This window comes from Capnocytophaga gingivalis ATCC 33624 (genome assembly GCF_000174755.1).
Lineage (GTDB): Bacteria > Bacteroidota > Bacteroidia > Flavobacteriales > Flavobacteriaceae > Capnocytophaga > Capnocytophaga gingivalis.
Window position 1 is genome coordinate 38,269 of record NZ_ACLQ01000023.1, and the last position, 13,746, is coordinate 52,014.

The window sequence follows — 13,746 nt, forward strand, 5'->3', positions numbered from 1 at the left end:
AGTGGGTAGATACCAGCCACGACCGCCTATTTTTAGCTCGTCATAGTAGGCAAGGGGCTTAACCCGACAACCATGGGTAAACCAGTGCAAGGGGTGCTTTTCATAATCCCGCAACAAACGGGGCATATCCTCCACTGCTGCTAAAGCTACTACTTGTGCTCCATAACGTACCAATACCAAATCGCCTACAAGGAGCTTTTCGAAAGTTTGTACAGCCTTCCCTGAGCAACCTATATAGCCCGTAGCGACAATACGACGGGTGTCTTCAGCTGTCCAATCAGCAGCCCCAGTGGGGTGTAGTTGTATATGCCAGAGATTCATAGTTGTAGGTAATTTATATTGAAGTAAAAAATCCTTCACCTCCTGCGAAATTCTCCTGCTTTCGCGGGCTTTTTGGATAGTTTTGTTTTGGACAAAGGGCGAGAGGGTTTGGCTTTGGATAAGAGGCAGGGTCGCTTCGTACTGCTTGGCCAAAGCAGTGGCGAAGTACCAAGCAATCATCATATTGACATAATATTCGTCCGACTGGATGCTGGCAACGAGGGAGAGCATTTCACTCTCAAAGTAGTCATCTAAGTAATTGGACAGTAGCAGCCCTATGCCATAGCGAATGGTGTAGGGCTGCGGACTTTTGAGCCACTGGAGGATATGGGTATAGGTCTCCTTGGGATGCTTTTGGAAGAGCTTAGGAGAAAAGGTATCACACACCGCCCAATTGTCAATATGGGGGAGAAAGGCTTCGGTATAGGCAATGGCTTTGTCAAAGGTTTTCATTTGTTCTATGAGAAAGCCATGTAAGAGGTTTTCCTCATAATAGTAGTGAGGGAGCGTATGGAGAAATCGTGCAACTTCTTCGGGCTGTTGCTTAGTGAGCTCTTTGGCTGCTTTGCGTAGGGCAGGCAGGCGTACCCCTATGATACGCTCACGAGAGAGGGTAGGGATAAGCTTATGGGTAAAATCCCCATAGGGTATATCTTGCAGGGCAAGTAGTAATCGGACAAAAGCACTTTCTTGAGGCATGATTAGAAGGTTCTTTAGAGAAGACAAAAGTACAAAAAAAATCATTATTTTTTCGTGATATTCTCCTATTTATTTCGTACTTTTGCCTCTTTGATTAGAGGAACATTGAACATTGAACATTGAACATTGAACATTGAACATTGAACATTGAACATTGAACATTGAACATTGAACATTGAACATTGAACATTGAACATTGAACATTGAACATTGAACATTGAACATTGAACATTGATAATTAAACATTAAAAAAGTGCTTACCGAACAAGAATTACATAATTTGGCGATGAATATCGTAGGAGAGGCTTTGCAGGAGCTGGGCTGGGAGTTCTTATTGGTCAATAGTGACCGCAAGAAGAACCCACAATTTGTCTGTATAGATCCGCAGGGACAAAAGAGCTTTATCATTGTACGCCCTATCCTACAGGGGGATGATCCCGATGTGTACGACCCTGTCCTGATGGAAGCCGTACACCGCAAGGCACAGGAGCATAAGGGCGATGCCTATTGGGCGGGTGTAGGACTCTATGATGTAGCCAACCCATTAGCCCCATTGGAGCATGGCAAGTCCTACCAAGTGGATTTCAGAGGTCTTTTAAAAATTGAATAAATGAAATATCTATATACCTTATGTATAGCCGTCTTAGTGACCGCTTGTGGGACGACCCCAAAGGAGAATGTCTATTATATAAAAGGGGAGGCGCAAGGTACTACCTATAGTATTACTTATATTGCCAAAGCTCCTGTGGAAAAGACAGCCATTGATTCTATACTACAGGTCATAGACCTATCGATGTCCACCTATATAGATAACTCTTTGATCTCCAGAATAAACAGGGGAGAAAATCTACCTATAGATCCACATTTTGAGAAGGTTTTTTCAGCTTCTTTTGATATATATTGGCAGAGTAAAGGAGCCTTTGACCCTTCTATAGGACAACTGATCAATGCTTGGGGCTTTGGCAAAAAGGAAAACCATACCCCGCCTACTCAAAAGCAGATAGATAGCCTGCTTGCCCTAACTGGTATGGATAAGGTGCATTACATAGACACCCCCAGAGGTGCTTTTATAAAAAAGGATAACCCTAATATACAGTTAAATTTCAATGCAATAGCACAGGGTTACACCTCCGATGTGATTGCAGAATATTTCCTCTCTAAGCAGATCTCCAATTTTATTGTAGAAGTAGGGGGAGAGCTGGTCATTCATGGGCGAAATACGCTCAAGAACAAGCCTTGGAGAATCGGTATCGATAACCCCTTGCAGAAGCCTGATGAAGACAGAGAAATTGTGGCTACAGTGGAGCTAACAGATTGTGGTTTGGCTACTTCTGGTAACTACCGCAAGCTCTGGACAGATTCCCTCACAGGGCAGAAATATGTACATACCATTAACCCTAAGACAGGTCGCCCACAACCAAGTAATCTACTCAGTGCTACTGTGATAGCTCCTTCGGCTATGCTTGCCGATGGCTATGCCACTACCCTGATGGCCTTGGGAGGTATAGAGAAGGCTAAGGACTTCCTTGCACAGCACAAAGAGCTCAAGGCAGTGCTCCTCTATTCCGATGAAGCCCATAAGGGACAGATACAGAAGTATGTGACTGAGAACCTTACCGTAGAGTTCGAGAGCCAAACCTTATCCGAAAATTAATTTGCGAATATTCGCTTGTTAGTTCCATTTTTATTACTATCTTTGCCCAATTAAAATACGTTTTATGAAAAAATTACTAAGCATTGTAGCGCTCTTAGTTAGTGTAGTAGCTATAGGGCAGACAAAGAAACTACATCTGAAGGGGAGCAACCTTCAGTGGGAAGCCAAAAAAGTGGTTGCTGGGGGGCATAAAGGAACTCTTGCCTTCAAGTCTGGCGAGCTTACCTATAAGAATAATGAACTCACAGGGGGCACTTTTGTAGTAGATATGAACTCTCTGGCGGTTACCGATGAGGGAATGGATGCCAAAGGAAAGGAAAAACTCATAGGGCACCTCAAGTCCGATGATTTCTTCTATGTAAAAAAATTCCCAACCGCAACCCTTACACTAAAGCAGGTAACTCGTACCCAACAGGGCTACAAGGCTAAGGGAGACCTTACTATCAAGGGAATCACTAAGCCTGTAGAGGTGGAGCTCCTTAGAACTGCTGTAGAGGGATATGCTTCTACTTTGGTGGTGAACCGCACCGAGTTCGACATCAAGTATGGCTCTGGAAGCTTCTTCTCCAACTTGGGAGACAAGGCTATCGAGGATAATTTCACACTCTACGCCTTTGTAATTCCTGAAAACTAAACTGTAAGTTGATTTGGTGATTTTATATACAAGAATACCTTTGGCGAAGTAATTTTGCCAAAGGTATTTCATCATTCTAACCCTATTATGTGCCATGAGAAAAATTATTACAATACTATCTATAGCTGCCTTCTTGCTTTCTTTTACCGCAGAAGGACAAGTGAAAAAGAAAAAAAATAAAGCCCAGACAGTACAGACAGATAAAAAACCCTCGGGAGCTAAGAATACTTCTTCCCTAAAAGGAAAGAAAGGGAAAAAAACTTCTAAAAAAATGATTGCCCACCCTATAGATACCGAATCAAGCAGTATACAGTGGACGGGCAAGAAGATGATTGGAGCTTCCCACCAGGGAGTGCTTTCGTTCAAGTCGGGCGAATTGGTTTTCTCCAAGGAGGGCAAGCTCAAAGGGGGCAGCCTGGCGGTGGATATGTCGTCCTTAAGGGTATTAGACCTTACTGATAATCGCCGTGGCAAGCTCGAGGAACACCTCAAGTCAGGGGATTTCTTCTCTGTCAAGGAATACCCCTTAGCTACCTTGCTAATAAAACAAGTGACCGAGATAAACAACAAAAGTTATGAGATACAGGCAGATATGACCATCAAAGGCACTACCAAGCCTATAGTCTTTGTACTGATTCCAGCCATCGCACAGCGCAGCTTCCAGACGGCTCTTACTATCGATAGAACCGCCTATGGGGTGAGCTTCGCTGCTGAGAGCTTCTCGGACTACTTAGGGGACAAGGCTATTGATAAGTTCTTCTCCCTGAACGTTACTCTTATTTACTAACAACCCAGACTTTACGATGAAGAAATTATTCCTTTTAGATGCTTATGCATTGATATTCAGAGGCTATTATGCCTTTATCAAGAATCCTCGTATCAACTCCAAGGGCATGAACACCTCTGCCATTGTGGGCTTTATGAACTCCCTTTTGGAGGTCATCCGCAAGGAACAACCACACCTCTTGGCTGTTTGTTTTGACAAAGGAGGAAGCCAAGAGCGCTCAGCTCTTTTCCCTGAATACAAGGCCAACCGTGAAGAGACTCCCGAGGCCATTCGCTTTGCTATTCCCTATATCCACCAGATACTCCACGCTATGCAGATCCCTGTGATAGAAAAAGAAGGATATGAAGCAGATGACATCATAGGAACCTTAGCAAAGCAGGCTGAAAAACAGGGATATACCGTATATATGGTAACTCCCGATAAGGACTATGGACAACTGGTAAGCCCTAATATCTTCATGTATAAGCCTGCCCGTGGGGGCAAAGATACCGAAATATGGGGAGTGGAAGAGGTCAAGGAGAATTTCCAAGTGGAAAACCCAGAGCAAGTGATAGACCTCTTAGGTATGATGGGCGATGCGGTAGATAATATACCCGGCCTACCAGGGGTGGGTGAGAAAACAGCACAAAAGCTCCTCAAGGAATTTGGTTCCTTAGAGAACCTCTTGGACAATACAGATAAGCTCAAGGGGAAACTCCGTGAGAATATTGAAGCAAACAAGGACAAAGGAATCCTCTCCAAGACCTTGGCTCGTATCATCTTGGATGTGCCTGTAACCTTTGATGAAAAAGACTTTGAACTCTCCTCGCCAAAAATGGCTGAGATAGAACCCCTATTCGAGGAACTGGAGTTCCGCACCATGCTCACCACCCTACAAAAGGCCTTCAATGTGGCTCCTATATCCACCCAGCCCGACTTGTTCTCCTTGGCTGGACAACCCTCCCCTATTGCAGGAACAGCAACCCCTTCGCTCTTTGACTTAGCCCCTTCCAAAAAGCTCCAAACAATCAAAGATGTCCCTCATGAGTATCAACTACTAACCACCCAAGACGAAGTAAAAGCCCTATTGCCTGAGCTACTGAAACAAAAAGAAGTATGTTTTGATACCGAAACAACCTCCCTGGACGAAATGGAAGCCCAGATCGTTGGCTTGGCATTCTCTTGGGAAGTACACAAAGGCTATTATATCCTCTTTCCGGAAGATTTCTCCCTTGCCAAAGAGTGGCTTAGCCTTCTAAAACCCTTTTTTGAAGCAGAAAACATACTCAAGATAGGTCAAAACCTCAAGTATGACCTTAAGATCTTGGCCAATTATGACATCGAGGTAAGGGGACAACTCTTTGATACTATGATCGCTCATTACCTGCTCAATCCAGATATGAGACACAATATGGACTTGCTTGCAGAAGCCTACCTAAGCTATGCCCCTGTTGCCATAGAAACCCTTATCGGCAAGAAAGGCAAGGGACAACTCTCTATGTGTTCAGTACCAGCGGAACTGCAAAAGGAATATGCCGTGGAGGATACCGATGTCACCCTACAACTCAAACATACCTTTCTCCCTCTGCTGGAAAAGGACAAAATGACCCCACTCTTCACTGAAGTAGAAGCGCCTTTGGTTCGCGTATTGGCTCAGATGGAATATGAGGGTATTGCAGTAGATACAGCTTTCCTCTCCCAACTTTCGAAGGAAATCAACACCGATCTTATCGCCCTACAAACAGCTATCTTTGAACAAGCTGGGGAATCCTTTAACCTCTCCTCTCCGAAGCAATTGGGGGATATCCTTTTCGAGAAGCTAAAGTTACTTTCCAAACCCAAGAAGACCAAGACTGGACAATATGCCACTTCCGAAGAGGTACTATCCGAACTGGCTTCTCAGCACCCTATTGTAGCCAATGTATTGGAGTTCCGTGCCTTACAGAAACTACAGAGCACCTACACCGATGCCCTTCCCCGTGAGGTGAACCCGCGTACAGGGCGTATCCATACTACCTTCATGCAGGCAGTAACCGCTACTGGTAGGCTTAGCAGCAACCAGCCAAACCTCCAAAACATTCCCATCCGCACCCCTCGTGGTAGCCAGATTCGCAAGGCCTTTGTTCCTCGTGATGAGAACTACACCCTGCTTTCGGCCGACTATTCGCAGATAGAACTGCGTATCATCGCAGCACTGAGTGAGGAAACACATATGATAGAGGCCTTCCTCGACGGACAGGACATCCACCGCTCTACCGCTGCCAAGGTATTTGGCGTACCCTTGGAAGCCGTGACCAAGGAGCAGCGTAGCCATGCCAAGACCGTGAACTTTGGAATCATCTATGGAGTATCGGCCATAGGGCTAAGCCAGCAAACCTCGCTAAGCCGCAGCCAAAGTAAGGAACTGATCGATACCTATTACCAGACCTATCCTAAGCTCAAGACCTATATAGAACAGCAGATTTTCTTTGCTCGCGAACATGGATATGTACAGACTCTCTTAGGGCGTCGTCGCTATCTGCCAGATATCCATTCCCGTAATCAGGTAGTGAGAGGGGCTGCCGAACGCAATGCCGTAAATGCCCCTATACAAGGAAGTGCTGCCGATATTATCAAAATAGCCATGGTACGTATCGCTGAGCGTCTTGAAAAAGAGAAATTGGCTACCCGCATGCTCCTACAAGTACATGACGAATTGCTCTTTGACGTTCCTAAGAGGGAACTCGAAGTAGTAACCCCTCTTATCCGTGAGGAAATGGGACATGCATACGCCCTTTCTGTTCCCCTTATCGTGGAGATAGGAACAGGGAATAACTGGCTGGAAGCCCACTAAATAATGAGTCATGAGTCATGATGAACAGCCCCACCCATTGCTGAGAATGTCTCTTAGGCAACTATGGGAGTTATTCCCCATCATTCTTTCCCCTTTTAACCCACTGTGGAGGGAATGGTTTGAGGAAGAAAAGTCTTTTCTCCTAAAACAATTGGCTCATGAAAAGGTATTGAGAATTAGCCATATAGGTAGTACTGCTATTGGTGGAATATGGGCAAAACCCATTATAGATATCCTTGTAGAGATACCCCAAGAAGCTTCACTTTCACAGATCAAAGAGAAGCTTCTTGAGGCAGGCTATCTCTGTATGAATGAGACTTCTACAAGAATCACTCTCAACAAAGGGTATACTTTACAAGGTTTTGCTGAGAAGGTATTTCACCTACATTTGCGCTATGGAGGGGATAATGATGAGTTGTATTTCCGAGATTATGTACAGGAACATCTGCTGGTGGCAAGGCAATATGAAGCGCTTAAAATCTCCCTATGGAAACCTTATGAGCATGATAGAGATGCTTATACAGCGCATAAGACCGATTTCATAAAAAAATATACGCAAATAGCCAAAAAAATGTACCAAGGACGCTATGCCTAATCCTTATTCCTAAGAAATATTTTGTTATATCATTTCTTATTTGTATTTTTGCGAAAAATAAGCAAAAACAGAATTATGATAGTATTGCAAGATTTTAGTTTCGGAAACTTCCGATCTTTCAAAGAAATACAGACACTAAGTCTTTCCAAAGCACCACTGACTTCCACCAAGGATATTGCCTTGGAATCTACACATACTTTCAAGTACAAAGACAGTGCTTTCCTAAAGACAAAAGCTATCTATGGAGCAAATGCTAGTGGGAAAAGTAATGTTATAAAGGCTTTGCATGCTTTTATAAAAATAGTATCTGATTCTGTAAAAGACAACAAGGTACTTTTACTGATGAATTCTTTTATAAGTATTGAAACCATATATCAGGCTGCTTTCTTTCAGATGATTTTCTATATAGATGAAGTAAAATATCGCTATGGGTTTGAAGTCCAAACTGGGAGAATTACCTCCGAATGGCTCTATGGAAAAAAGGGAAAACGAGAATTGTGTTATTTTATTCGTGAGGGTAATACAATTACAGAGATAGACAAAACAAACTTTGCCGAAGGGGTTATCTATATGAACCTCACCCAACAAGGGGGCGATACAGGGGAAATGCTTTTATCTACCAATTTATTTCTTACAGTCTTGGCTTCCTTTGGCTTTGGAAAGATATCCAAGCATATCACTAGTAATCTAAGTAGTATTAATATCATCAGTGGACTGAGCAACCCTGCAATGATGAGTTATGCAAAAGAAGCTTTAGAAGATACTACTAAAAAAGAGTTTATTATTAGTATGCTAAAAAAAGGAGATACCTCCATCGATGACTTAGAGTTGAGAGAACCTGAAAAATCTGTTGATTTAGAAAAACAGAAAAAAACACAACTACTTGTTTCTAAAAGAAAATATATGGGAGGTTTAGCCCATGGGGTTTTTTCTTTTGAAAAATACGAATCGGAGGGTACACGTAAGCTTTTTGAATTAAGTCCTTACATTTATGAAGCTCTCAAAGAAGGGCGCCCTCTGGTGATTGATGAGTTCGATGCTCGCTTTCACCCTCTCTTAACTAAGCGTATTGTACAATTATTCAATTCGGAAGAGAACAAACAAACACAGTTCATTTTCGTTACTCATGATACTTCTTTGCTATCTAATAACCTTCTAAGACGCGATCAGATTGAGTTTGTCGAAAAGGATGAAGAAGGCGCCAGTCATCTCTACAGCTTAGCCGAGATCAATGGGGTACGTGCAGAAGCCTCTTTTGAAAAGGATTATATCCATGGTAAATATGGGGCAATTCCTTGGGTAGAGGATTTTTCAGAATTAGTAACCAATTCATAAGCGATATGGGAAAGAAAACCAAAGCTATAAAGGTTACTAATCAAGGGAAACCTTGGGAAAAGCGTAAAAATAGCTATCAATATGAAGCTATTAGAAGAGCCAATAAAACCATATTGATCGTCTGTGAAGGGCAGACTGAAGAATGGTACTTTAGCAAATTCCCTGTTATTTCACTATCTGTAAGATGTGTCAACCTACAAGGGCAATCGAAGATGAATTTAGTACAAGCCACTCAAGAGATTGTAAAAAATGAGGATTTTATCTTCGATGAAGTATGGTGTGTGTTTGATATGGATGTGCAAAATATGGATAAGGACTTTACTAACTTTGATAATTCTATAGATAAAGCCAAATCCTTGAGTTACAATGTAGCTTATTCTAATGATTGTTTTGAACTATGGCTTTTATTACATTACAAAGATATACAAAGCACTCAGAATAGAGAATATTACTATGAACAGTTGGGAAAATACTTTAAGATGAATTATGTAAAAGAAGGCAAGAGACTTGATTTCTGTAAGAGGCTCTATACACTACTGCAAGAAGATAATAATTCTTCTGAATTACAGGCTATTGCTCGTGCTGAGAAGTTACATCTCAGACAGAAAGACCTTCCCTATCACCAACAGAAACCTGTGACCCTAGTATACCAATTGGTACAATTGCTCAACGAATACAAAAGAGTATAACAAGAACTACCTCTTTTCCGATTCAATAAAAAAATAGTATCTTTGCAAGAAAATAGAAGATTATGAGTACTTTTAATAAAACTCTTTCCTTATTACAAGACCTTATAAAACAAAGTGGGGGCAAACCGATTCATTTTGGCAATGAAACCTATTGTTTTTCTCGACAAAGTGAGGTTACTCCTGAGCAACTTACGCTCTTTGAGCAACAATATAATGTGCAACTGCCCGAAGACTTCAAAAACTTTCTTCTTACCTTGGGTGCTTGTACCCTTTTCGAGGACGAAAGAGGTTTTTCGTATCAGTTCTACCACCCTGAACAATGGGAAAGCTATGCCAAAGAGGTCTTTGAGGGGACAGGGGTCTATTTATTCCCTCATATCCTTTTAGTCTGCTATCCCACTGTAGGCCATCAGGCAGGATTTGTATTGGGCGAAAAAGATCAGTTTGGAATTTTCTACTCCGATATCCCTCCTGAGTATTGGGAAGAAGATACTGAATTAGTCCCTTTCTCCCAGTGGCTTGAAGAAGAAATAGAAATGTGCAAAGGATAATGAAAATCATTCTTAAAACTTTAAAATACCTCGCCTACAGCATATTAGGCTTGGTAGCTTTCCTTTTACTCTACCTGCTCTCGGCAGTGATACTCTCCCGTATTGAGGTCAATGCCAAAGAAGTTAGCACAGAAGAAGAGACCATTTGGGTACTCTCCAATGGAGCCCATACAGATATTATCATGCCTGTGAAGAATGACCTTTTCGATTGGCAGAATATTGTCAGCCAGCAAGATACACGAGGGAAAGGACAAAGTCCCTATATTGCTTTAGGGTGGGGGTGTAGGAAGTTTTACTTAGAAACACCCACTTGGGCTGACCTGAAATTTACTACAGCCTTTCAAGCGGTTACAGGACAAGGGGGCACTCTCATGCATGCTACCTTCTATGAGGAGATTCCCTCCTCTGATATGATTGCCGCACTCTCTGTGAGCCAAGCCCAATATAAGAAGTTAGCAGAGCACATCTCACAAACCTTTGTCTTGGAAGAAGGTAAAGCGCTCCTTGTCCCCACCGATGCCGTGTATGGGGATACCGATGCTTTCTATGAAGCTAAGGGGCACTATCAGCTGTTTTTCACCTGCAATAGTTGGACAAATAAAATGCTCAAAAACAGTGGTATACGCGCTTGTGTATGGACACCTTTTGCCTTTGATATCATACGAAATTATCAAGAAAAAAATTAACAGATTAATCATCATTCATTAATCATTAATTTTGTACCTTTGCCCCTTAGTAGCATTTAGATTTTTATTCCTGTGAACATATCTTATTTCAAGCAATCTTTCTTTATATTGCTTTTAGCAGCCCTTCTTTTTGTAGGGCTAAGGCCTTATTTACCTACTCGTATCTTCCCTGAAGGGAATGCCTCTTCTACCAATGTGGTTGTGGACAGTCTCATGCTGGAGGCACTCTCGGGCAAGGATATTGAGGAGGTACTGAATGAGAACAAAGATACACTCGCTCATGGAAAAGCCCCCAAGCACACGACCTCTGACTCCCTCAAGGGGCAAACTCCCCAACAGTATCTACAGCCTTTCTTTGAGAAACTGCAACACTTAGAAACTACAGGGCAAGGGCATGTGCGCATTGGGTATTTCGGTGACTCTATGACCGATGGGGACTTTATCGTACAGGACTTACGTGCACTCTTCCAAGGAGCTTTTGGAGGTAATGGAGTAGGTTTCTTACCCATCACCTCGGAGTCTGCCGCCTCACGAGGAAGTGTACATCACACCTATTCGAACAATTGGAAGCGAGAATCTTATGTCAATGTAAAGCGTCCAACCCGTCCCTTTGGAGTTGCCGGACAGGTCTTCTTTGTAAAAAGCCCAGCCCTTACTTGGGTCTCCTACAAGGCCTCTGCTCAGCCTCATATCAACCAAATGTACTCTCCTACCCTTTTCTTCGGACAATCAGGGAATACGGAAGCATATGTGGAGATTCGCCACGAAGGAGATACCACCCATATCGTAAAGCCACTGAACGCCTCCAAACGACTCAACAGCCTCACCTTAGCCAAAGGAAATGTAAAAGGAGTACGTGTGAACTTCTTCAAAGCGGATTCTATCCCTATCTATGGCATCAACTCTGCCAGCGATGGAGGGGTACATGTAGACAATTTCTCCAGTAGAGGGAATTCAGGTTTACCTCTTTCCCTATTCAATACTGCACTGATGCAGGACTTTGATACCGCCTTGGGCAATTATGACCTTATCGTATTGCATTTTGGAGCTAACGTACTGAACTACGGTACTTTGGACTACCGATGGTATGAAAAAGGTATGACCAAAGTGATCAACCAATTGCGTACTTGCTTCCCCAAGGCATCCTTCCTAATCATCTCCACTGCCGACAAATCATCCAAGTATGGCATGGAAATGAAAACAGACAATGCTGTAGTACCTCTTTCCTTAGCACAAGAATCCTATGCAAAGCAGACACATGCTGGATTTATCAACCTATACAAGCTCATGGGTGGCGAAGGCTCCATGCTCAAGTGGGTAGGGGCTACTCCTCCCTTGGCAGGAAAGGACTATACTCACTTCAATGCTCGTGGTTCCAAGAAGGTAGCTCAGCTATTGTACAAAGAACTGATGCGAAAATACTTATCCTTCAAGCATCCTAAATCCTCAACCGAGAAGATAGATGAGCTCATGCAGACCTCCAAGGATTCTCTCCTACACAAGGATTCCATACTGGACTTTTTGGATCCTAAGAAAAAACCTTAACCACTCTTCTCTACAGACTGAAAAACAATCTGTTTATACTAAAAAATAATAAGAACTTTAGCCAATCCTATAACATTTTTCTATCAGGATAATTCTCTAAAAAATCTATTCCTAAAACAGAGAAAAATTCATATTATTATTTTGGTATTCAAATAATTTGCTGTAAATTTGTAACGCCTAACGAAAGAAATGACAACAACCGGAAAGATAGAACTAATGGCTCCTGCAGGTAGCTTTGAATCCCTGCAAGCTGCCTTGGACAATGGGGCTGATTCTGTATACTTTGGAGTAGAACAGCTCAATATGAGAGCTCGCTCGAGTATCAACTTTACTTTGGACGACTTGGACGAGATTGCGCGCCGCTGTAAGGAAAAGAATGTTCGCACTTATCTGACACTCAATACCATCATCTATGACCATGATCTCTCCATCATAAAGACTTTATTGGACAGAGCCAAGCAGGCTCATATCACAGCAGTCATTGCAATGGATCAGGCTGTAATCGCTTACGCAAGGCAAATAGGGATGGAGGTACATATCTCGACCCAGATCAATATTACCAATATAGAAACCGTGAAGTTCTATGCGCTTTTTGCTGATACTATGGTAATGAGCCGTGAGCTTTCCTTGCGACAGATCAAGAAAATATGTGAACAAATAGAGAGAGAACAGGTCAAAGGCCCTTCAGGGAACTTGGTAGAGGTAGAGATTTTTGGACATGGTGCCTTGTGTATGGCTGTCTCTGGAAAGTGTTATTTGAGCTTACATTCTCACAACTCCTCCGCCAATAGAGGAGCTTGCAAGCAGAATTGCCGCAAGAAATATACAGTAATAGACCAAGAAAGTGGATTCGAGATAGAATTGGACAACGAGTATATGATGTCCCCCAAGGACTTATGTACCTTGGATTTCTTAGACCAGGTGATTGATACAGGAGCTAAAGTACTCAAGATAGAAGGGAGAGGTCGCGCCCCTGAGTATGTAGCGACCGTAATTCGCACCTATAGAGAGGCTATAGACGCTTATTATGAGGGCACTTACACCAAGGAAAAAGTAGAGAAATGGATGGAAGCGCTTGCCACTGTATACAATCGTGGTTTCTGGGGTGGGTATTATCTAGGACAGAAATTAGGAGAATGGAGCGGTGTTCCTGGCTCTCAGGCTACTCAGAAGAAGGTGTATATAGGCAAGGCCATGCACTTTTTCCCGAAAACGAATATTTCTGAGTTCAAAATTGAGGCTTTTGACATCAAGCGAGGGGATAATCTCCTTATCACAGGCCCCACCACAGGGGTACAGGAACTCATCTTGGAGGATATGTATGTCAATGATCAACTCTCTGAGAGTGCCAAGAAAGGAGATTCTTGTACCTTCCGTACCGAATTCCGCACCCGCCCCTCTGACAAGCTATATAAGATAGTTAGTAATCAGTGAGCGG

12 protein-coding genes and 1 pseudogene are annotated in these 13,746 nt (G+C 42.8%); 12 read left to right on the forward strand and 1 reads right to left on the reverse strand.

The features are described from left to right. Positions 1–330: 330 nt before the first annotated feature. Positions 331–1,020, reverse strand: a pseudogene (locus CAPGI0001_RS09280) (DNA alkylation repair protein); the annotation flags it as partial. Between the two features lie 286 nt (positions 1,021–1,306). On the opposite strand from CAPGI0001_RS09280, the gene CAPGI0001_RS09285 reads away from it, so the two are divergent. The 12 genes from CAPGI0001_RS09285 (at position 1,307) to CAPGI0001_RS09340 (ending at position 13,742) form a co-directional block, all read left to right on the forward strand. Next, positions 1,307–1,630 carry a hypothetical protein gene (locus CAPGI0001_RS09285; protein ID WP_050769241.1) on the forward strand — a complete coding sequence of 108 codons (324 nt, stop codon included), beginning with the start codon at positions 1,307–1,309 and terminating at the stop codon, positions 1,628–1,630. After that, entirely contained in the window at positions 1,631–2,674 is a 1,044-nt protein-coding gene (locus tag CAPGI0001_RS09290) for an FAD:protein FMN transferase (RefSeq protein WP_002669187.1), read from the forward strand. It abuts the gene before it with no gap. A 64-nt stretch (positions 2,675–2,738) separates the two neighbouring features. Continuing rightward, entirely contained in the window at positions 2,739–3,308 is a 570-nt protein-coding gene (locus CAPGI0001_RS09295) for a YceI family protein (protein ID WP_002669299.1), read from the forward strand. A gap of 94 nt (positions 3,309–3,402) precedes the next feature. Continuing rightward, on the forward strand, positions 3,403–4,095 hold the full coding sequence (locus tag CAPGI0001_RS09300; RefSeq protein WP_002669271.1) for a YceI family protein: 693 nt from the start codon (positions 3,403–3,405) through the stop codon (positions 4,093–4,095). A gap of 16 nt (positions 4,096–4,111) precedes the next feature. Then, positions 4,112–6,907: a DNA polymerase I gene (polA, locus tag CAPGI0001_RS09305; protein ID WP_002669156.1), complete on the forward strand. Its 2,796-nt coding sequence runs from the start codon at positions 4,112–4,114 to the stop codon at positions 6,905–6,907. Positions 6,908–6,917: 10 nt separating this feature from the next. Continuing rightward, the gene (locus CAPGI0001_RS09310) at positions 6,918–7,502 is read left to right on the forward strand and encodes a GrpB family protein (protein ID WP_002669217.1); all 585 of its coding nucleotides are present in this window, start codon (positions 6,918–6,920) and stop codon (positions 7,500–7,502) included. Positions 7,503–7,577: 75 nt separating this feature from the next. Continuing rightward, a complete protein-coding gene (locus CAPGI0001_RS09315; RefSeq protein ID WP_002669274.1) occupies positions 7,578–8,837 on the forward strand; it encodes an AAA family ATPase in 1,260 nt (419 codons plus the stop codon). A 5-nt stretch (positions 8,838–8,842) separates the two neighbouring features. Further along, positions 8,843–9,526 carry an RloB family protein gene (locus tag CAPGI0001_RS09320; protein WP_002669321.1) on the forward strand — a complete coding sequence of 228 codons (684 nt, stop codon included), beginning with the start codon at positions 8,843–8,845 and terminating at the stop codon, positions 9,524–9,526. Between the two features lie 62 nt (positions 9,527–9,588). Then, positions 9,589–10,077, forward strand: a complete 489-nt coding sequence (locus tag CAPGI0001_RS09325) for an SMI1/KNR4 family protein (RefSeq protein ID WP_002669172.1) — start codon at positions 9,589–9,591, stop codon at positions 10,075–10,077. Beyond that, the gene (locus CAPGI0001_RS09330; RefSeq protein WP_002669181.1) at positions 10,077–10,763 is read left to right on the forward strand and encodes a TIGR02117 family protein; all 687 of its coding nucleotides are present in this window, start codon (positions 10,077–10,079) and stop codon (positions 10,761–10,763) included. The genes CAPGI0001_RS09325 and CAPGI0001_RS09330 overlap by 1 nt, the downstream gene beginning before the upstream one ends. Positions 10,764–10,835: 72 nt before the next feature. Continuing rightward, positions 10,836–12,308, forward strand: coding sequence for an SGNH/GDSL hydrolase family protein (locus tag CAPGI0001_RS09335; RefSeq protein WP_002669249.1), 1,473 nt, complete (start codon positions 10,836–10,838; stop codon positions 12,306–12,308). Between the two features lie 189 nt (positions 12,309–12,497). Continuing rightward, positions 12,498–13,742, forward strand: coding sequence for a peptidase U32 family protein (locus CAPGI0001_RS09340; RefSeq protein WP_002669179.1), 1,245 nt, complete (start codon positions 12,498–12,500; stop codon positions 13,740–13,742). Positions 13,743–13,746: the final 4 nt, after the last annotated feature.